The sequence below is a fragment of the Methanoculleus marisnigri JR1 genome (assembly GCF_000015825.1).
GTDB classification, from domain to species: Archaea; Halobacteriota; Methanomicrobia; order Methanomicrobiales; family Methanoculleaceae; genus Methanoculleus; species Methanoculleus marisnigri.
Window position 1 is genome coordinate 59,799 of sequence record NC_009051.1, and the last position, 17,532, is coordinate 77,330.

19 protein-coding genes and 1 pseudogene are annotated in these 17,532 nt (G+C 67.2%); 12 read left to right on the forward strand and 8 right to left on the reverse strand.

What is annotated here, in order from left to right:
* The 3 genes from MEMAR_RS00310 to MEMAR_RS00320 are packed head-to-tail and all read left to right on the forward strand — an operon-like array spanning position 1 to position 2,959.
* Complete coding sequence (locus MEMAR_RS00310; protein ID WP_011842919.1) at positions 1 to 1,143, forward strand: COG1361 S-layer family protein; 1,143 nt, start codon at positions 1 to 3, stop codon at positions 1,141 to 1,143.
* A gap of 5 nt (positions 1,144 to 1,148) precedes the next feature.
* Positions 1,149 to 1,817, forward strand: coding sequence for an ABC transporter ATP-binding protein (locus tag MEMAR_RS00315; protein WP_011842920.1), 669 nt, complete (start codon positions 1,149 to 1,151; stop codon positions 1,815 to 1,817).
* A complete protein-coding gene (locus MEMAR_RS00320) occupies positions 1,814 to 2,959 on the forward strand; it encodes an ABC transporter permease (protein WP_011842921.1) in 1,146 nt (381 codons plus the stop codon). The genes MEMAR_RS00315 and MEMAR_RS00320 overlap by 4 nt, the downstream gene beginning before the upstream one ends.
* Before the next feature lie 4 nt (positions 2,960 to 2,963).
* Here the strand turns inward: MEMAR_RS00320 and MEMAR_RS00325 are convergent, their stop codons facing one another.
* The 4 genes from MEMAR_RS00325 to MEMAR_RS12365 all read right to left on the reverse strand — a co-directional run bounded on the left by MEMAR_RS00325 (position 2,964) and on the right by MEMAR_RS12365 (position 5,049).
* A complete protein-coding gene (locus tag MEMAR_RS00325) occupies positions 2,964 to 3,218 on the reverse strand; it encodes a hypothetical protein (RefSeq protein ID WP_245526618.1) in 255 nt (84 codons plus the stop codon).
* Complete coding sequence (locus MEMAR_RS00330; protein WP_011842923.1) at positions 3,211 to 3,885, reverse strand: DUF2953 domain-containing protein; 675 nt, start codon at positions 3,883 to 3,885, stop codon at positions 3,211 to 3,213. Before MEMAR_RS00330 ends, MEMAR_RS00325 begins: the two co-directional genes overlap by 8 nt.
* A 21-nt stretch (positions 3,886 to 3,906) precedes the next feature.
* Positions 3,907 to 4,353, reverse strand: coding sequence for a GerW family sporulation protein (locus tag MEMAR_RS00335; protein WP_011842924.1), 447 nt, complete (start codon positions 4,351 to 4,353; stop codon positions 3,907 to 3,909).
* A 111-nt stretch (positions 4,354 to 4,464) separates the two neighbouring features.
* Positions 4,465 to 5,049, reverse strand: coding sequence for a metal-dependent hydrolase (locus tag MEMAR_RS12365; protein ID WP_011842925.1), 585 nt, complete (start codon positions 5,047 to 5,049; stop codon positions 4,465 to 4,467).
* Between the two features lie 140 nt (positions 5,050 to 5,189).
* Here MEMAR_RS12365 and MEMAR_RS00345 point away from each other — a divergent pair, with 140 nt between their 5' ends.
* The 9 genes from MEMAR_RS00345 (at position 5,190) to MEMAR_RS00385 (ending at position 14,285) form a co-directional block, all read left to right on the forward strand.
* Complete coding sequence (locus tag MEMAR_RS00345) at positions 5,190 to 6,548, forward strand: TrpB-like pyridoxal phosphate-dependent enzyme (protein ID WP_011842926.1); 1,359 nt, start codon at positions 5,190 to 5,192, stop codon at positions 6,546 to 6,548.
* A gap of 31 nt (positions 6,549 to 6,579) precedes the next feature.
* Positions 6,580 to 8,058, forward strand: a complete 1,479-nt coding sequence (locus MEMAR_RS00350) for an anthranilate synthase component I family protein (RefSeq protein WP_048063698.1) — start codon at positions 6,580 to 6,582, stop codon at positions 8,056 to 8,058.
* The gene (locus MEMAR_RS00355) at positions 8,058 to 8,636 is read left to right on the forward strand and encodes an anthranilate synthase component II (protein ID WP_011842928.1); all 579 of its coding nucleotides are present in this window, start codon (positions 8,058 to 8,060) and stop codon (positions 8,634 to 8,636) included. The genes MEMAR_RS00350 and MEMAR_RS00355 overlap by 1 nt, the downstream gene beginning before the upstream one ends.
* Positions 8,633 to 9,649 (forward strand): anthranilate phosphoribosyltransferase, encoded by a 1,017-nt coding sequence (trpD, locus tag MEMAR_RS00360; RefSeq protein WP_011842929.1) that lies wholly within the window; start codon positions 8,633 to 8,635, stop codon positions 9,647 to 9,649. The genes MEMAR_RS00355 and trpD overlap by 4 nt, the downstream gene beginning before the upstream one ends.
* On the forward strand, positions 9,646 to 10,401 hold the full coding sequence (locus tag MEMAR_RS00365) for an indole-3-glycerol-phosphate synthase (protein WP_011842930.1): 756 nt from the start codon (positions 9,646 to 9,648) through the stop codon (positions 10,399 to 10,401). The genes trpD and MEMAR_RS00365 overlap by 4 nt, the downstream gene beginning before the upstream one ends.
* Positions 10,398 to 10,973, forward strand: coding sequence for a phosphoribosylanthranilate isomerase (locus tag MEMAR_RS00370; RefSeq protein WP_011842931.1), 576 nt, complete (start codon positions 10,398 to 10,400; stop codon positions 10,971 to 10,973). Before MEMAR_RS00365 ends, MEMAR_RS00370 begins: the two co-directional genes overlap by 4 nt.
* The gene (trpB, locus tag MEMAR_RS00375) at positions 10,970 to 12,142 is read left to right on the forward strand and encodes a tryptophan synthase subunit beta (RefSeq protein WP_011842932.1); all 1,173 of its coding nucleotides are present in this window, start codon (positions 10,970 to 10,972) and stop codon (positions 12,140 to 12,142) included. Before MEMAR_RS00370 ends, trpB begins: the two co-directional genes overlap by 4 nt.
* A complete protein-coding gene (gene trpA, locus MEMAR_RS00380; protein WP_011842933.1) occupies positions 12,139 to 12,951 on the forward strand; it encodes a tryptophan synthase subunit alpha in 813 nt (270 codons plus the stop codon). Before trpB ends, trpA begins: the two co-directional genes overlap by 4 nt.
* Positions 12,952 to 13,181: 230 nt before the next feature.
* Entirely contained in the window at positions 13,182 to 14,285 is a 1,104-nt protein-coding gene (locus MEMAR_RS00385) for an ATP-NAD kinase family protein (RefSeq protein ID WP_011842934.1), read from the forward strand.
* A 723-nt stretch (positions 14,286 to 15,008) separates the two neighbouring features.
* Here the strand turns inward: MEMAR_RS00385 and MEMAR_RS13265 are convergent.
* The 4 genes and pseudogenes from MEMAR_RS13265 to MEMAR_RS00405 form a co-directional block, all read right to left on the reverse strand.
* Positions 15,009 to 15,899 (reverse strand): annotated as a pseudogene (locus MEMAR_RS13265) (Na/Pi cotransporter family protein); the annotation flags it as partial.
* A gap of 82 nt (positions 15,900 to 15,981) precedes the next feature.
* Positions 15,982 to 16,506 carry a hypothetical protein gene (locus MEMAR_RS00395; RefSeq protein WP_011842936.1) on the reverse strand — a complete coding sequence of 175 codons (525 nt, stop codon included), beginning with the start codon at positions 16,504 to 16,506 and terminating at the stop codon, positions 15,982 to 15,984.
* Between the two features lie 66 nt (positions 16,507 to 16,572).
* Positions 16,573 to 17,139, reverse strand: a complete 567-nt coding sequence (locus tag MEMAR_RS00400; protein WP_011842937.1) for a hypothetical protein — start codon at positions 17,137 to 17,139, stop codon at positions 16,573 to 16,575.
* A gap of 183 nt (positions 17,140 to 17,322) precedes the next feature.
* Positions 17,323 to 17,532: a hypothetical protein gene (locus tag MEMAR_RS00405; protein WP_011842938.1), complete on the reverse strand. Its 210-nt coding sequence runs from the start codon at positions 17,530 to 17,532 to the stop codon at positions 17,323 to 17,325.

Sequence of the window (17,532 nt, forward strand, 5' to 3'; positions counted from 1 at the left end):
ATGAAACCACTCAACGTTTTGATTATATCACTCCTCTGTGCCGCGATAGCCCTCGTTGCACCGGTTAGCGCTGCCCCTGCAGACCTCACCGTGGTCTCCTCGTCTCTCGACCCCATGGTCCTGATGAAAGGGGACACCGGGACGCTGACGGTAGTGATCCAGAACAACGGCGCCGAGCCGGTCGCGATCCGGAACGCCCGGCTCTACGGCAGCGGGGTCGTGCCGTTGAGCGACCCCTACCCCTCGGTCGGGGAGCTCGGCGCCGGGAACAGCAAGACGTTCACCTTCACCGTCCGGGCGGACGGGGGCGAGGGGACGTTCTACCCCCAGTTCGTGCTCGACTTCCGGGACGCCGGCAGCCTGCGCTACCCGGTCCCGGTCCAGGTCGAGGATACCCCGCTCAGCGCGTCGGTGATCGAGAAGCCGGACGCCTTCTCCGCGTCGCGGACGGCCGACATCACCGTCCGGGTGGGCAACCCGCGGCCGAACGCCGCCTCGGGCGTCCAGGTGATCCCGCAGGGGAGCGACTTTACCGTCACCCCGACCGGCGGGTTCATCGGGGCGCTCGCCCCCGACGCGTCCGGGACGGTCACGTTCAACCTGACGCCCACTGCGGAGACGGACGTCACGTTCCAGGTGGTCTGGCGCAACGGGATCAACACCCATACCGCCGACCTCGTGCTGCCGGTCGCGTTCGGCGAGGACAAGAAGCAGGCCGACCCCGTCATCACCAACGTCGAGGTCACGCCGATCGCCGGGGGCTACCGGATCGTGGGCGACGTCATGAACGCCGGCCTCGAGTCCGCCCGGTCGGTGCTCGTCACCCCCGGGTCGCCCGCGACGCCCATCGACCCGTTCCGGGTCTACGTCGTCGGGACGCTTGACCCCGACGACATCTCGTCGTTCGAGGTGACGTTTACGACCGACGGAACCGTGGAGGAGATCCCGGTCGTCGTCGAGTACCGGGACGCCGACGGGAACCGCTACACGTCGACGCGGATGGTCGGGCTCGGCAACACAGCGGCCGCCCCGCTCGACGAGCAGCGGGAGGACGGCGGGTTCCCGGTTGTCGGGTTCATCGTCGTCGTGCTCGTCGCGCTCGGGATCGCCGGAGCAGTCTATTACTCGTGGAAGCGGACGTAACGACGATGCCGGTCATCAGTTTCGAGAACGTGACAAAGGTCTACCCCCTCCCGGCGGGCGACGTCGTGGCGCTGGCCGGGGTGGATCTCGCCATCGAGAAGGGCGAGTTCGTCCTGATCATGGGCCCCTCGGGGTCGGGGAAGTCGACGCTCTTGAACATCATGGGCTCGCTCGACGTTCCGACCTCAGGCGAGGTCACGATCGCCGAAAAGCGGATCGGCGGGATGGACGACGACGACCTGACCCTTCTGCGGCGTGACCATATCGGGTTCGTCTTCCAGCAGTTCAACCTGATCCCGCTGCTTTCGATCGTCGAGAACGTCGAATACCCCCTGATCCTGAAAGGCCGGCAGAACGGCACCCGGGAACGGGCGGAAGAAGTCCTCCAGGCGGTCGGGATCGAGAAGACCCATTTCACCCATAAGCCGGGTGAAATCTCCGGCGGGCAGCAGCAGCGCGTGGCGATTGCCCGCGCGCTCGTCAACGACCCCGCCTTCCTCCTCTGTGACGAACCGACCGGAAACCTGGACTCGAAGACCGGGACCGCCATCATGACCCTCCTCGACCGGATGAATCGCGAGGAGGGCAAGACCGTCGTCATGGTCACCCACGACCCCCGGATGACCGAATACGCCGACCGCACCATCCGCCTCGTCGACGGGAGGATCGCATGACGTTCTTCGACCTCGCCCGCCGGAATGTCACCCGTCACTGGCTCCGGTCGTCCCTTGCGGTCATCGGGATCGTCATCGGCGTCATCGCGATCGCCTCCCTCGGCATCATGGGCAACAGCATCGGCCTGATGTTCGGCGATATGGTCAGCGACGTCGGCGACACCCTCATCGTCTCCCCGGCGACGGGCGTGGGCGGCGGGAAACTCACCGAGCGGCAGGTGGACGACATCGCGCGGGCGGTCGGATCCAATGTGGTCATACCGTTCTCAAGCACCGCCGACAGGATATTCGTCGGCGAAAAAGAGAGCGTCGCGATGATCTACGCGATCCCCGCCGGCGATATCGCCGGTCTGCTCGACGTGGAGTCCGGAGCCTACCTGAAGGAGACCGGTGCCGGATGCCTGATCGGGAGCGAGCTTGCCGCGAACAGCAGGGAGAACGGCCTGAAGCTCGGCGCCCGGGTCCGGATGGGCGATGAGACCCTTCGGGTGGTCGGCGTGCTCAAGGAGCGGGGGATGGGGTTCGACATCAACCCCGACTACGCCATCATCGTGCCTTACTCCTGGTACTCGAGCCATTACGACGAGGACGATTACGACCAGGTGATCGTGAAGGTCAGGGACGTCAACGACATCGACGCGGTCAAGGAGTCGATCGAGCAGAGGATGAACCGGCGGGAGGACGTCGTCAACGTCATGGACACCCGCGGGATCCTCGAGAGCATCTTTGAGGCCACCGGGTCGATCACGGTCTTTTTGGCGGGGATCGGCGCGATATCGCTCCTCGTCGCCGGGGTCTCGATCCTGAATGTGATGCTGATGTCGGTCACCGAGCGGATCAAGGAGATCGGCGTTCTCCGGAGCATCGGCACCCGTCGCGGCGAGGTGATGCGGATGTTCATCTACGAGGCGCTCGTCCTCGGCCTTGCAGGCGCCGTCCTCGGCGGTGTGCTCAGTTTCTGCGCCGGCTACCTGGTGACGGCGATCTTCGTCGGGAACGCGGACTACCTCTTCGACCCGACGAGCCTCCTCTACATCGTCTTCGGGATGGCCTTCGGCGTCATCACGAGCGTGGCGTCCGGCCTCTACCCGGCCTGGAAGGCGGCGCACCTGAACCCGATCCAGGCCCTGCGCCACGAGTGACGGCCTACCCCGAACACTTCTCTTTTTCCCGCTCGATATCCCCGCGCAGTTCGCCGATCAGGTCGTTGATCCCCCGGGGCGCACCCGGGAGGAGGGCAAGGTATTCCCGCTCCCCTTCGGCGAAGAGGAGCGCAACCGGGGTCAGGCTGACCACGGCCGTCCCTCCCGCACAGATCGAGAACGCCCTGATGAGAGGGATGATGCACCGGCCGCCTGCCATGCGACCGCCGCCGACGACGAGATCGGTCGCTTCAGGCACCCGGAGCACCTCTTCCCGATACCTGGCGGAGCCGTTCTCGCACCGGTTTTTTCAAAAGAGCCCTCGCGACCGCGATGAGGATCAGGAGCGGCCGGCGGATCTGCAGCCGGAGTATGAAGGTGCCTTCGAAGACCTCGCGGTCGAAGACCGGGGTCATCACGAAGTCGATCGCCTCCGCCGGCCAGAGCGCGTAACGGGCGGCGGTGCAGTAGCCGTACACGACGCCGGTGTCGGCGGGGCTCTCGAGGCCGAGGATGATATCCCCCCGGAGCGTTTCAAGGCGGAGAGACCGGTAGACGGTTTCGAGGATCCTCCAGAGATGCGGCCAGAGGTCGCCCGCGGCGTCGAGGTAGTCCCGCACCGATTGGACCGGTTTTCGCTCTTCCTCTTTCTTCTCTTCCTCCGGCTCCGCCGCCGCCAGCTCCCCCAGATCCCTGGTCATGACCCGGCGGCCGACGAGGAGGATCTCGAGCACCTGCTCGTCGTCGCCGACCCGGACCCTCGCCTCCGCGATGCCCCAGGCTACGGTTGCCGTCGCCCGGGCTCTCTCCCGACTGCAGTCGGCGACCGTCGAGACGGTCACCGGAACCAGATAGAGGGCCAGCAGAAGAGCGAGGAGGATGACGGCGACGGCGAGCAGGATGACGAAGAGAAGGGTCGCGGCCATGGAATGGAGGTGAAGAGAACCTTATGCCTCTCCTTCACCGCCGATCGGGATCTCCTTTCCTTCCGGTGCCGGGGACGTTCTGCCGCCCTTGTGCTGCTGCAGCATCTCGGAGCCCTTCTCGAGCACCCGCTCGACGTGGGGGCCGACCGCTTCCCCGATCGTCGAGATGACCTCGGCGATCTCGCTCTTCTTCTTCAGCGACACCACCTGGACACCCTCGGGGCCGGGGACACCTCTGGTGATGATGATCAGGGCGACGGCCGATATGCCGCCTCCACCTCCACTTGCGGATCCGGATCCGCCGGCAGGGCTGCCTTCCTTCTTCTCTCCGGAGCCTTCTCCGGCGCCGAACCCGAGCCCGAACTCGGCGACCGGTATGATCACCCGCTCGCCGGCCTCGATCGGGGCACCGAGGACCGCGCTCGCGCAGAGTGTTCGTGCAAGTTGATCGACGGTTATCTGAAGCATAGATTCGCCAGTCAAATTATTCACCACAGGTAATCCACTCTTCGGCCTCGTATATAATGGTTGGGGTCTCCTGTCGTCCGCCTGCCGATTTGGGGAGGGCGGCCGGCGTTCTCACGGCAGGAGCCGCCAGCCCACGGCCAGCGCGGCGAGAACGGCGAGGCCGAGCGCGGCGACGAGCGCCAGGCGGAAGGAGGGATTTGTAAGCCACGTGAGGGCGGTCGCGAGTTCCCGGCGGTAGATGTAGGCGAATAGCCCTGCTATCAGGATGAAGAAGAGCCATTCGCTCGGCTGGGCGAGCTCCCGGAGAACCGACTCCCAGAAGTAATCTTCCGGGTAGCCGTGGTGCCGAAGAGGGCCGAGGAACGGCCAGAACCACTCGACCGGGTGCCGCCACATCCCGTCGAAGAACTGGTGGCTCGCCATCCCGGCGGCGACGGCGAAAAGATCGATCCTCCGGCGGTAGCGGTAGAGGATGAGGCCGGCGACGACGACCAGGAAGAGGACGGTGAGGCCGTGGAAGTAGATCCTGCCGTAGCCCAGGGTTCCAGCGAGGACGATGTGCCCGAGCGGCTTGTCGATCAGGTCGGGGAGCACGGCGCCCAGCACGGCGAACGCGAGAACCCGCCTGTCGCCGGCGATCGCCGCGAGCACGACGCCTATGAGGAGACCGACCATGGCGTGGGCGAGGAGATACATCGTTATCCGGTTGCGGGGTGTGCATATACTCTTTTCCCGTGCGGATCGGGCGGAGATTTGGCCCGTGGAGCACCAGGTTGATCTAAAGTGATCAATAGTGTTGAATAATGTATATATGTGTGCAGAGTACACCGTGATGCATGCAGACGAAGATCCTCCTTGACGAGGAGGAGATGCCGAAACGGTGGTACAACATCCAGGCAGACCTCCCGACGCCCATGGATCCGCCCCTTCACCCGGCTACCGGGAAACCCGCGGTCCCTGACGATCTCCGCCACATCTTCCCGATGGAACTGATCCGGCAGGAGATGAGCACCGAGCGCTACATCGATATCCCGGGCGAGGTCCGGGATATCCTGACTCTCTGGAGGCCGAGCCCTCTTTACCGGGCAAGAAGGCTTGAAGCGGCCTTGAAGACCCCGGCAAAGATCTACTACAAGTGGGAGGGCGTGAGCCCGCCGGGTTCGCATAAGCCCAACACCGCTATCCCCCAGGCCTACTACAACCGCGAAGAGGGGATCGAGCGGCTCGCGACCGAGACCGGGGCAGGACAGTGGGGCTCGTCGCTTGCGTTTGCAACGAGCCTCTTCGATATGGAGTGTACTGTCTACATGGTCCGTTCCTCCTACGAACAGAAGCCCTATCGCAAAAGCATGATGCAGGTCTACGGCGCCGAGTGCATCCCGAGCCCGTCGGAGAAGACCCGGTCGGGCAAGGCGGTGCTGGACAAGGACCCGAATACGCCGGGTTCCCTCGGCATCGCCATCTCCGAGGCGGTCGAGGATGCGGCCGCCCACGAGAACACGAACTACGCCCTCGGCTCCGTCCTCAACCACGTCTGCCTCCACCAGACGATCATCGGCCAGGAGGCACAGCAGCAGCTCGCGGCCGTGGACGCCTATCCCGACGTGGTGATCGGGTGCGTCGGCGGCGGCACGAACTTTGCCGGGCTCTCGTTCCCGTTCGCGGGCGCGAAGATTACCGGGAAGCATCCCGAGACCGATATCATTGCGGTGGAGCCTTCCGCCTGCCCGACCCTGACGAAGGGGCTCTACGCCTACGACTTCGGCGACGTTGCGGGGCTGACCCCGCTCATGCGGATGTTCACCCTCGGCCACGACTTCGTCCCGCCGGCGATCCATGCCGGAGGGCTCCGTTACCACGGGGCGTCGCCGCTCGTCTCCCGGCTCGTCCAGGATGGGATCGTCCGGCCGGTCGCCTACCGGCAGAACGAGGTCTTCGAGGCCGCCGTGATGTTCGCCCGGACGGAAGGGATCGTCGTCGCGCCCGAGGCCGCTCACGCGGTGAAGGCCGCGGTCGACGAGGCGCTCCGGTGCCGGGAGACCGGTGACGCGAAGACGATCCTCTTCAACAACTCCGGGCACGGCAACTTCGATTTCTCCTCCTACGAAGCCTACTTTGCAGGAAAGCTCGTCGACTACGAGTACCCGGCGGAGCTGATCAAAGAGTCGCTCGCCCGGTTGCCGGTGACGGGGTGATGCCGGTGGACTGGGCAGCGCTCCAAGAGAGCTGAACACGACCCCGGGATACGACGAGGCCGTTGCCGCGGCGGATGCGGCCGGCCGGCCTCTTGTTGTCCCTGTTTTTGTAGAGATCCCGCTCCCCGCGGCATCGCCGGCCGACCTCTATGCCTCCCTCCGCGAAGGGTCCGGGTTCCTGCTCGAGTCGCTCGAGGGGAGCGAGAAGGCCGCCCGTTACTCGTTCATCTGCACCGTCCCTGCCGCAACCGTTGCCGTGGCCTCCGACGGCACGCTGACGGTCTCCGGCGATCCGCGTATCCGCGAGGTTGCCGCCGGCATCGAGGCCGCCGACCCTCTCGACGCCGTTCGATCGTTCATGGGCGGGTTCCGGGTCGCTCCCTCGCGGCTCGAGAGGTTTTCCGGCGGGCTTGCCGGCTACTTCGCCTACGACCTCGTCTCCTCTCTCTACCCGGTTCCCGGACCGGAGGGGGCCGAAGAACCCGTCGCCCGGTTCATGCTGGCGCGAGAGTGTCTGGCCCTCGACCACCGCAGAGAACGGCTCGCGGTCGTCGCGAACCTGCTCGTCACCGGCGGGACCGACGCGGAGGCGGAATTTTCCCGGGCCCGGGCGGCGATCGCCAAACAGATAGCCCGGATTTGCGCCTTCTCCTCATCGTCTCCGGACGAGCCGTGCAGGTCCGGCGCCCCGGCGTCGTCCTGCACCCCGGACGAGTTTTCGGACGCGGTTCTCCGGATCAAAGAGCATATCGCGGCGGGAGATATCTTCCAGGCCGTCCTCTCCCGGAGGCTCGCCTGCTGCATCGAAGGCGATCCGTTCGCCGTCTACCGGCGGCTCCGGGCAACAAACCCGAGCCCCTACATGTACTACCTGGACTTCGGCGACCTGGCGGTCGCCGGGAGCAGCCCCGAGATGCTCGTCCGGGTGGAGGACGGCCGGGTGACGACCGTTCCGATCGCCGGCACCCGGCCGCGGGGGCGAACCCCGGCGGAAGACAGGCAGCTCGCGGCCGAACTCCTCGCCGACGAGAAGGAGCGGGCCGAGCACGTCATGCTCGTCGACCTCGCGAGAAACGACGTCGGGGCGGTCTCCGCCTTCGGGAGCGTCTCGGTGAAGGACTTCATGACCGTCGAGCGGTTCTCCCACGTCCAGCACATCGTCTCGACGGTCACGGGGACACTCCGGGAGGGGTGCGACCGGTTCGATGCACTCCGCTCCTGTTTCCCGGCGGGAACCGTCTCGGGAGCCCCGAAGGTCCGGGCGATGCAGATCATCGGGGAGGCGGAGGGGCTCCGGCGCGGGATCTACGCCGGGGCCGTCGGCTACATCGGTTTTTCCGGCACGATGGACCTTGCGATAGCCATACGGACGGTTCTGGTGCAGGACGGCGTCGCCTCCGTCCAGGTGGGGGCGGGGATCGTGGCCGACTCCGACCCGGGCCGGGAGTGGATCGAGACCGAGAACAAAGGGCGGGCGATGCTTGCGGCGCTCAGCGCGGAGGTGGAGTGATGCGGGTGCTCGTCATCGACAGCTACGACAGTTTCACCTTCAACCTCTGTCAGCAGATCGGGGTGCTCGGGGCGGAGCCGGTCGTGGTGAAGAGCGATACGCCGTTTGAGCGGCTACGGTCCGAATCGTTCGATCGCGTCGTCCTCTCGCCCGGCCCGGGGCATCCCCGGGACTCCGCTCTCTACCGGGAGGTTCTCGACTCGATCAGCCGCACCGTCCTGACGCTCGGGGTCTGCCTCGGCCACCAGGCGATCGGCCTTGTCTTCGGCGCCAGGATCGCCCGGGCGGATCGGCTGATGCACGGGAAGCGGTCGCTCGTCCGGCACGACGGTGCGGGGATCTACGCAGGCGTGCCCGATCCCCTCGTCGCGACCCGCTACCACTCGCTCGTCATCGACCCGGCATCCGTCCCTGACTGCCTCGCGGTGACCGCCACGAGCGACGACGGGGCGATCATGGGCGTCCGGCACCGGGAGTTCCCGATCGAGGGGGTGCAGTTCCACCCGGAGAGCATCCTCACCCCCGAGGGGGCCCGATTGGTGGCAAACTTCCTCTTCGGCCCGGGAGGTGCGGCATGATTCGCGAGGCGATCGCCCGGGTCTCCTCGGGCACGGATCTCACCCCGGCCGAGGCTGGAGGGGTGATGGCGGAGATCATGCACGGCGCGGCGACACCCGCCCAGATCGGCGGATTCCTCACGGCTCTGCGGATGAAGGGGGAGACCGTAGCGGAGATCGCGGCGTTTGCCCGGGCGATGCGGGCGGCGGCCGTCCCGGTCGCCCTCCCGGCCCCCGGGGCGCGGGTGGATACCTGCGGGACCGGGGGCGACGGCGCGGGGACGTTCAACATCAGCACCGCGGCCGCCTTCGTCGCGGCCGGGGCCGGCGTCCCCGTCGTGAAGCACGGGAACCGCGGGGTTTCGAGCCGGTGCGGCTCGGCCGATGTCCTCGAGGCGCTCGGGGTCTCCGTCGCGATCCCGCCCGACCGGGTCGGGGAGGTTCTTGCGGCCGCCGGGATCGCGTTTCTCTTCGCCCCGGCCTACCACCCGGCGATGCAGTACGCCCGCATTGCCCGCCAGGAGATCGGGATACGGACGGTCTTCAACCTCCTCGGCCCCCTGACGAACCCGGCGGGTGCGGGAGCCCATCTGCTTGGCGTCTACGACCCCTGCCTGACCCTTCCGGTCGCCCGGGTGCTCGGCGACCTCGGGGCGGAGCGGGCGATGGTGGTCCACGGCGCGGGGCTCGACGAGATCGCGACGGCCGGGCCGACGACGGTCGCGGAACTCCGGGGCGGCGAGGTAACGACGTATACACTCGACTGCACGGAGTTCGGGGTCCCGCGTTCATCCGTCGCCGCCCTCAGGGGAGGCGGGCCGGAAGAGAACGCCGCAACCCTTCTCGCCGTCCTCGCGGGCGAGGAGGGCCCCGCCCGGGATATCGTCCTCCTCAACGCCGGGGCGGCGATCTACCTCGGCGGGAAGGCCGACGGCATCGCCGGGGGCATTGCCCATGCCGAGGCGTCGCTCGACTCGGGGGCGGCGCTCGACCGGCTCCGCCGCCTGGTCGAGGCGACCGGAGGAGCGGCATGATCCTCGACGATATCGTCAGGTCGACCCGCGAGCGCCTCCGGGATCTCGATCAATCGGTCGTCGATCCCGATCCCCTGCCCCGCCGGAGCCTCGCAGCGGCGATACGCACCTCTTCCGAGAGGCACGCGGTCATCGCCGAGGTGAAGTACGCCTCCCCGTCGCGGGGGAGGATCCACGAAGGCTGCACGCCTGAGGCGATCGCCCGGGAGTTCGTCGCCGCCGGGGCCGCCGGCCTCTCGGTGCTGACCGAACCCACCTACTTTTCGGGGAGTATCGAGAACCTCGCCAGGGTGCGGCGTGCGGTCTCTGTCCCGGTTCTCCGCAAAGACTTCATCGTCGACGAACGCCAGCTCGGCGAGACCCGGGCGCTCGGCGCCGACGCCGTCCTCCTGATCGCCCGGGTGCTCGGGAACCGCCTCCCCGCGTTCGTTGATTCGGCGCTCGCGCTCGGGCTCGAGCCGCTCGTCGAGGTTCACGATAGGGACGAGATGGAGCGTGCTCTTGCGACGAATGCGACCCTCATCGGGATCAACAACCGTAACCTCGCGACGATGACGATCGATCTCTCGACGACCGTCCGCCTGGCGGGGGCGGCACGCGATGCGGGGAGGGTTGTGGTCTCGGAGAGCGGCATCATGTGGCCCTACGACGTGCGGAGCCTCTCCCGGCACTGCGACGCGTTCCTGATCGGGTCCGCCCTGATGTCGGCCCGCGACCGGCGCAAACGACTGGAGGGGTTCGTATTCGCGTGAAGATCTGCGGGACGACGAGCGTTCGCGACGCACTCCTCGCCGTGGCGGCCGGAGCCGACGCGATCGGCGTGGTGCTCGCGAGCCCCTCCCCCCGGTCGGTGACCCCTGAAGCGGCCAGCGAGATATTTGCGGCGGTTTCGGCGTTCGTGACCAGAGTCGCGGTCACCTCGACCGACCGGCCCGAAGACCTCGCGGCGATCCTCTCCTCGCGGCCGGACGTTGTGCAGGTTGCGGGCGATCTGGAGGTGCCCCGCGATGCGGGGGTGCGGGTCATCCGGATGCTTGCGCCCGGCGACGCTCTCCGGGACGACTGCGACGCGGTGATCGTCGATAACAGCCACGGCACCGGGCGGACGTTCAACCCCGGGTATGCCCGTGAGTGCGTGGCCGCCTCCCCGGTGCCGGTCATCCTCGCGGGAGGGCTCACCCCCGGCAACGTTGCAGAGGCGATCCTTGCGGTTCGGCCGTATGCGGTCGACGTCTGTTCGGGCGTCGAGGCGGCGCCGGGGATCAAGGACGAGCGCCTCGTGCGGGCGTTCGTGAAGATATGCAGGATGATGGACAATCCATGAAAGCAGGACGATACGGAGTATACGGCGGGCAGTACGTGCCCGAGACCCTGATGAGCGCGCTGATCGAGCTGGAGGAGACCTATGGGCGAATCCGCGAGGACCCGGGATTCTCCCGCCGGCTCTCCTGGTACCTCCGCGAGTACGCCGGGCGGGAGACGCCGCTCACCTACTGCGGGAACCTCTCCCGTGACCTCGGCTGCCGGGTTTACCTGAAACGTGAGGATCTCCTCCACGGCGGTGCGCACAAGCTGAACAACACCCTCGGCCAGGCACTCATGGCGAAGTTCATGGGCAAGCGCCGGCTGATCGCCGAGACGGGCGCCGGGCAGCACGGCGTTGCGACGGCGATCGCGGGCGCGGCGCTCGGTCTGCCCGTCGAGGTCTACATGGGCGAGGTGGATACCCGGCGCCAGGCATTGAATGTCTTTCGGATGGAACTCCTCGGCGCCCGGGTCGTCCCGGTCGCCTCCGGGACGCGGACATTGAAGGACGCCATCAACGCGGCGATGCGCGACTGGGTGGCGAACCTCCGGGAGACCCACTACCTGCTCGGCTCCTGCGTCGGCCCGCACCCCTTCCCCCGGATCGTCCGCGACTTTCAGTCGGTGATCGGCGAGGAGACGAGAAGGCAGATCCTTGAACGGGAAGGGCGGCTCCCCGACACCGTCGTCGCCTGCGTCGGCGGGGGTTCGAACGCGATCGGCATCTTCTACCCGTTCGTCGGCGACGACGTTGCACTGGTCGGCGTGGAAGCGGGAGGCGAGGGGCTCGATTCCGGCCGTCACGGCGCTTCGCTCTCTGCCGGTTCGGTCGGGGTCTTTCAGGGGGCGCTCTCCTACCTTCTCCAGGACGGCGACGGCCAGGCGCTCGAGACGCACTCCGTCGCCGCGGGCCTCGACCACCCCTCGGTCGGGCCGGAGCACGCCATGCTGAAGGACTCCGGGCGGGTCCGCTACGAGGCGGTCACCGACGCAGAGGCGCTCCACGCCTTCCGCCGTCTCTCCCGCACCGAGGGGATCATCCCGGCGCTCGAGTCCGCCCACGCGGTCGCCTACGCTCTCCGGGCGGCGGACGATCTCGATAAGGACGGCATCCTCGTCGTCAACCTCTCGGGGAGGGGGGACAAGGATGTTGCCGACGTCGCGAACCTTCACGGGGGCGTTGCATGAGCCGGATCGACGCCCTCTTTGCCCGGAGCCCGGCCTTCATCGGGTTCACCGTTGCCGGAGACCCCGGCATCGAGGCTTCGCTCCGGGTGGCGAAGGCGATGATCGAAGCGGGCGTGGACCTCCTCGAGATCGCGATCCCCTACTCCGATCCGGTGGCGGACGGTCCCGTGATCGAACGGGCGCACGTCCGTGCCCTCCGGGCGGGGACGACCACGGACGACGTCTTCGCCCTTGTCCGGCGCATCCGGGAGCACGCGCCGGCGCTCCCCCTCGTCCTCTTCACCTACCATAACATCATCCACCGCCGGGGGCCGGACCGGTTCTTTTCGGAGGCCGCGGCCGCCGGCGCGGACGGCGTTCTCATCGTCGACCTCCCCGTCGAGGAGTCGGGCGAGGTCGCGCCCTGCGCCGCCCGATACGGCATCGACCGGATCGCCCTCATCGCCCCGACGACGTCGCCGGAGCGGCAGCATGCGATCCTTTCCGGAGCATCCGGGTTCGTCTACCTGATCTCGCTCGAGGGGGTGACCGGCGAGCGCGACCGCCTCCCCCCCGGTATCGCCGGGCTGGTCGGCGCGGTGCGGGAGAAGACCGGTCTTCCTCTCGCCGTCGGGTTCGGGGTCTCGCGCCCGGAACACGTCCGGACCGTCGTCGCCGCCGGCGCGAACGGCGTCATCGTGGGGAGCGCGCTCGTCCGGCTGATCGAGGAGCACGCGGGCGACGAGGCCGGGATGCAGGATGCCCTCCGGGCGGCGATAGCCGCCCTCCGGCGCGGGCTCGTCCCCGACCCCGAACCTGATATACCCTGATGGGCAAGAATAGAGAGGTGGGTTCCGTAGTGATGAAATCTCACGCGAAGTCGCGAAGCCGCGAAGTCTGGTGGGTACTGATAGTCTCCTTCGCGTTCTTCGCGGCTTCGCGTGAAACAACGGGAGCTGGCTGATCCTGGAGCACTGCTTCATCCAAACCCGGGTGGTAACCAATTGACGCGAAAACGGGGGTATGATCTCTGACAGAAAGTTTTCTACAGAGTAGGGTGATGAAAAAGACCGTCGGGTTCCTGGTCAACCCCGTCGCCGGGATGGGCGGCGCCGTGGGGCTCGCGGGGACGGACGGGCAGGCGGCCGAAGCCCTCCGGCGCGGCGCCGTCCCACACTCTGCCGACCGGGCGGTGCAGGCCCTCTCCGCCCTCCGGGGTCAGGATATCGCATGGTGCACCTGCTCGGCGCCGATGGGCGAAGACGTCCTCGCGGCGGCGGGGATCGACCATTACACCGTCCTCTACCGGCCCGCCGTCCCGACGGGTGCGGCCGACACGAAGGCCGCGTCCCGGGCGTTCCTTGCGGCCGGGGTGGATCTCGTCGTATTCTGCGGCGGGGACGGGACGGCTAAGGACGTCTTCGACGCAGTGGGGCGGGAGGTGCCTATCCTCGGCATCCCCGCCGGGGTGAAGATGTACTCGGCGGTCTTCGCGGTCAACCCGGCGGCGGCGGCCGACCTCATCCGCCGGGCGGGGGCGGTCCCCTGCCGGGACTCCGAGGTGATGGACGTCGACGAGGAGGCCTACCGCTCGGGGCGGCTTACCGCCCGGCTTTATGGCTACGCGTGCGTCCCCTACGTCGCGGAGCGGACGCAGGGCGGCAAGCAGGTCTTCGAGCAGCAGGACGAGGAGCGGGCGAAGGACGACATCGCGGCGTTCATCGCCGAGATCATGATCCCGGACACCCTCTATATCATCGGCGCCGGGAGCACGACGGCGCGGATCATGGAGCGGCTCGGGCTTCTCCCCACGCTCCTCGGGGTCGACGCCGTCAGGAACGGGGAGGTCCTTGCCTGCAATGCCGACGAGCGGACGCTGCTCGCCCTCCTCGATACCTACCCGCGGGCGAAGATCGTCGCGAGCCCCATCGGCGCCCAGGGGTTCGTCCTCGGGAGGGGGAACCAGCAGATCAGCCCCGCGGTGATCCGGAAGGCCGGGCTACGGAACCTGATCGTGGTCGCCACGCCGGGGAAGCTCGCCGCAACTCCCCTCCTCTACGTCGACTCGGGGGACCCGATGCTCGACCGGGAGGTCGGGGACTCTCTCCAGGTCGTCTCCGGCTACCGGATTGCGCAGCGAAAGCGGGTCGTCCAGACCAACTGACGGTGTCCCGGCCGTCTTCTCGCGCGAGTACTGCTCGGCAAGTTTGCGGAGGTCCCGCACTTTGGCGTTCGCCGCCTCGATGATCGAGAGGACTTCGAGGTAGCGGCTGTCCGCGAACGCACCCTCTCTTTTGAGGCTCACGAGCTGTTCGCGGTAGCGCTCGTTGATGGCGTGCTGGAGTTCGACGTCCCGGCCGCGGAGTTCCGCGACGGTCGCGTTCAGGATCTTCGGGAAGAGGAGCCCGAGCCCGACGATGTTCTCGTCCAGGATCCGGTAGACGCCGTCCGTCTTCTTCACCAGGACGGCGGGGGCGCCGTTCCCGTTCCCCGACATCCTGCGGAAGAACTCCCCGAGGTCCGCCCCGAGGTCGCCGAGCCGCTCGATCTCGTTTGACATCCGCACCAGGAAGACCACCTCGGTCGCTTCCCCGTCAGAGAGCTGCCTCTTCGAGATCGCCCGGAGCGCCTGCTCGATCCTCGCATCGAGGTAGTTGTTCAGGCTCTTGAGCCGCTCGACCATCTGGTAGTCCGCCTCCTTTGAGGTGGCGAGGTAGGTCATCGCCGCCCGGAAGAGGTCGAGCGTGACCTCGTGGGCGTGCCGCAGTTCCTTTCGGATCACCTCGAACCCTGCTTGCGTGTCGTCGGGGATGCCCTCCTCGAGGTGGCGCGTCCGCATCAGGATCTCGGGCTCGCTCCCGGGCACCGCCCGCTCCACGACCTGCCCAAACCGCCCGATGAAGAGGAGGAAGACCGCCGCCGCGATCAGGTTGAAGATGAGGTGGGCGTTTGCCACCATCTGCGCCTCGGTCCCGCCGATCGCCGTCACGATGTCGGCGAACGGTACGAGGAAGGGCAGAATCAGGAGCACCCCGCCGAGGTTGAAGATGAAGTGGGCCGCCGCCGCCCGCCGGGAGTAGAGGTTCATCCGGGCGGAGGCGATCAGGGTCGTCGTGGTCGAACCGATGTTTGCGCCGAGCAGGATGGGGATCGCCTGCGGGAGGGTGAGCAGCCCCTGCTGGGCGAGGACGACGACGAGGCCGGTGGTGACGGAGCTCGACTGCACCGCGGCGGTGAAGAGGAACCCGATCAGGACGGCGAGCGGGAGGGCCGAGTACTCGGTAACGAGCGCGATGATCTCGGGATCGTTCTGGAACGGGGTAAGCCCCGTGGAGATGAGGTTCAGACTGAAGAGGACCAGGCCGAAGTAGAAGAGGGGTTTACCCAGGAACCGGTAGCGCCGCCCGAAGATCCCGACGAGAAACCCGGCCGGGATCAGCACCTGCCCGAGAGCGGTCATCTTGAAGGCGACGAGCTGGGCGGTGACGGTCGTCCCGATGTTCGAGCCGATGATGATCCCGAGGCTCTGGAGGAACGAGAGCGTCCCGGCGTTGACGAGCCCGATGGTGATGATCGTGGTCGCCGCGCTCGACTGGACGAGGGCGGTGACGACGGCGCCGATGAGTGCGCCGATGACCGGCCGCGACGTCAGCCGCCCCAGGAGGTTTGCGAAACTGCCTTTCGCGACCGCGAGAATCTCCCGCGAGAAGTTCTCTATCCCGTAGAAGAAGAGGATGAGGCCGGGTATGATGGCGAATACGAGTTCCCACGGGACCATTGCTGTTCAGGGAGTATGGAGCCGCCGCCCTCAAATACCTCTCTACATGCATCCCGGCCGTGGGGCTCCGGAAGGGGTTTTTCTATTGATGCTGCGCCGCACTCCGCTGCCGGGCGAGGACGAGGAGCAGGACGCCGAGGAGCCCGAGCCCGGCGTAGACGTAAGCCGCCCCGGCGAATTCGTAGAGCGACGGCGAGTGGATTATGATATTCTCCGGGAGCGGTGGGGCGAGGAAGAGGCCGTATGCCCAGAGCAGGCCGGGGAGACTGATGAACCCCGCCTCGATCGCCCCGAACCATGCCGTCGATCCCTTCTCGAGCGGGAGCGCCCCGAGCAGGATCAGGACCCCCGGAGCGAGGAGGACGGTCGCGAGCAGGCTCGCCCCGGAGGACTGGTGCACCGGTCCGAAGACGGCGAGGGCGAGGAGGAGCACCGCGAGGGGTATCGCGGCCCACCACCTGCCCCCTTCCTCCCGCACGGCGACGGCGAAGAGCACCGCTCCCGCAAGGGAGAGGATGCAGAAGAGAAGGAGCACCGGCGAGAGCCCTAAAGTCAGGTACGCGGACCGGCCGGGCGGGGCGGCGAACCGGGCGTATAGCCCGACCACGGGAACGGCGATGAAGTAGGCCGCGGTGAGTGCGAGTGCGATCGAGGTTCTCTCCGGCGCCGTTTTTCACCCCTCCTCCTCGGTGTGTCTCTCTTCCCGGAGCCCCGGGGCGGGGGCGGCGGTCAGGCGGAGAACGGCGTAGATGACCGTGGCGACCAGCACGCACTCGAGGTAGAACCCGAAGACCCCGAAGGCGGAGAAGAGCAGGCTATACACGGGGGTGCCCGCGGTGAGGGGCAGGACGGTCATGATGCCGTCGAGGAGCCACCCGAATACCGGCACGCTGTCCGCGACGAGCGGAAGGGCGTCGCCCCGTTCCCACTGGCCCGGGTTTATCAGGAGGGCGAAGACGAACGGAACGGAGGCTGCAACGGCGACGAGCATCGCCTGCCGCGCTCTCCTGACCGGGACGGCGCCCGAGATAAGCGGAAGCGGCGTCGCGGCTCCCGCGACCGCAAGGGTGACCATCACGAGAACGAAGACGGGGAGGACGAACGGTGGCGCCGGTCCGATGATCCCGGAGGCGGTTCTCGCAGTACCCGCCCAGATCACGCATGCGACGACCGCAGCGAGCGGGGGGATGGCCGGCGAGAACCGGCTCCGGGGGAGCGAGGCGACGATCTTACCTGACATATCTGCACCGTTCTCGACACGGTTCGGCTCCCGTGTCCTGTAAATCTGCGGGAAATGTCGACGTCCCTCTATAAACGATTTCTGTCACGATCGTCTACACGTCGGGGCGCTTCAATCCGTTTCGTTCCCGGAAAGGCGGTAAAAGGGATATCTCGATGCGGCTCTTCCTTCACGGCACAACGGTCAGCCCGGCTGCTTCTCCCGGCACCGGGTGCTCACGATCTGCACGATAATACTGCCAAACAGCAGGATGAAAAACAGGTACCGGGCAAGGGCGCCGGGCCGGCCGTGCAGGATTATATCCTGATAGAAGTTGACCGCGAGGACGACTACGGCAAGGACGAGGAGCAGTTTCCACAGGAGCGACAGGTAGTTGCAGTTCGTGATCGCCAC

Excerpts from the sequence above, each read along its gene's own strand:
- MEMAR_RS00400 (WP_011842937.1), bottom strand. The coding sequence starts at position 17,139 with ATGTCAGGTAAGATCGTCGCCTCGCTCCCCCGGAGCCGGTTCTCGCCG.
- MEMAR_RS00320 (WP_011842921.1), top strand. The coding sequence starts at position 1,814 with ATGACGTTCTTCGACCTCGCCCGCCGGAATGTCACCCGTCACTGGCTC.
- MEMAR_RS00385 (WP_011842934.1), top strand. The coding sequence starts at position 13,182 with ATGAAAAAGACCGTCGGGTTCCTGGTCAACCCCGTCGCCGGGATGGGC.
- trpD (WP_011842929.1), top strand. The coding sequence starts at position 8,633 with ATGATTCGCGAGGCGATCGCCCGGGTCTCCTCGGGCACGGATCTCACC.
- MEMAR_RS00345 (WP_011842926.1), top strand. The coding sequence starts at position 5,190 with ATGCAGACGAAGATCCTCCTTGACGAGGAGGAGATGCCGAAACGGTGG.
- MEMAR_RS12365 (WP_011842925.1), bottom strand. The coding sequence starts at position 5,049 with ATGTATCTCCTCGCCCACGCCATGGTCGGTCTCCTCATAGGCGTCGTG.
- trpB (WP_011842932.1), top strand. The coding sequence starts at position 10,970 with ATGAAAGCAGGACGATACGGAGTATACGGCGGGCAGTACGTGCCCGAG.
- trpA (WP_011842933.1), top strand. The coding sequence starts at position 12,139 with ATGAGCCGGATCGACGCCCTCTTTGCCCGGAGCCCGGCCTTCATCGGG.
- MEMAR_RS00355 (WP_011842928.1), top strand. The coding sequence starts at position 8,058 with ATGCGGGTGCTCGTCATCGACAGCTACGACAGTTTCACCTTCAACCTC.
- MEMAR_RS00310 (WP_011842919.1), top strand. The coding sequence starts at position 1 with ATGAAACCACTCAACGTTTTGATTATATCACTCCTCTGTGCCGCGATA.
- MEMAR_RS00330 (WP_011842923.1), bottom strand. The coding sequence starts at position 3,885 with ATGGCCGCGACCCTTCTCTTCGTCATCCTGCTCGCCGTCGCCGTCATC.
- MEMAR_RS00335 (WP_011842924.1), bottom strand. The coding sequence starts at position 4,353 with ATGCTTCAGATAACCGTCGATCAACTTGCACGAACACTCTGCGCGAGC.
- MEMAR_RS00315 (WP_011842920.1), top strand. The coding sequence starts at position 1,149 with ATGCCGGTCATCAGTTTCGAGAACGTGACAAAGGTCTACCCCCTCCCG.
- MEMAR_RS00365 (WP_011842930.1), top strand. The coding sequence starts at position 9,646 with ATGATCCTCGACGATATCGTCAGGTCGACCCGCGAGCGCCTCCGGGAT.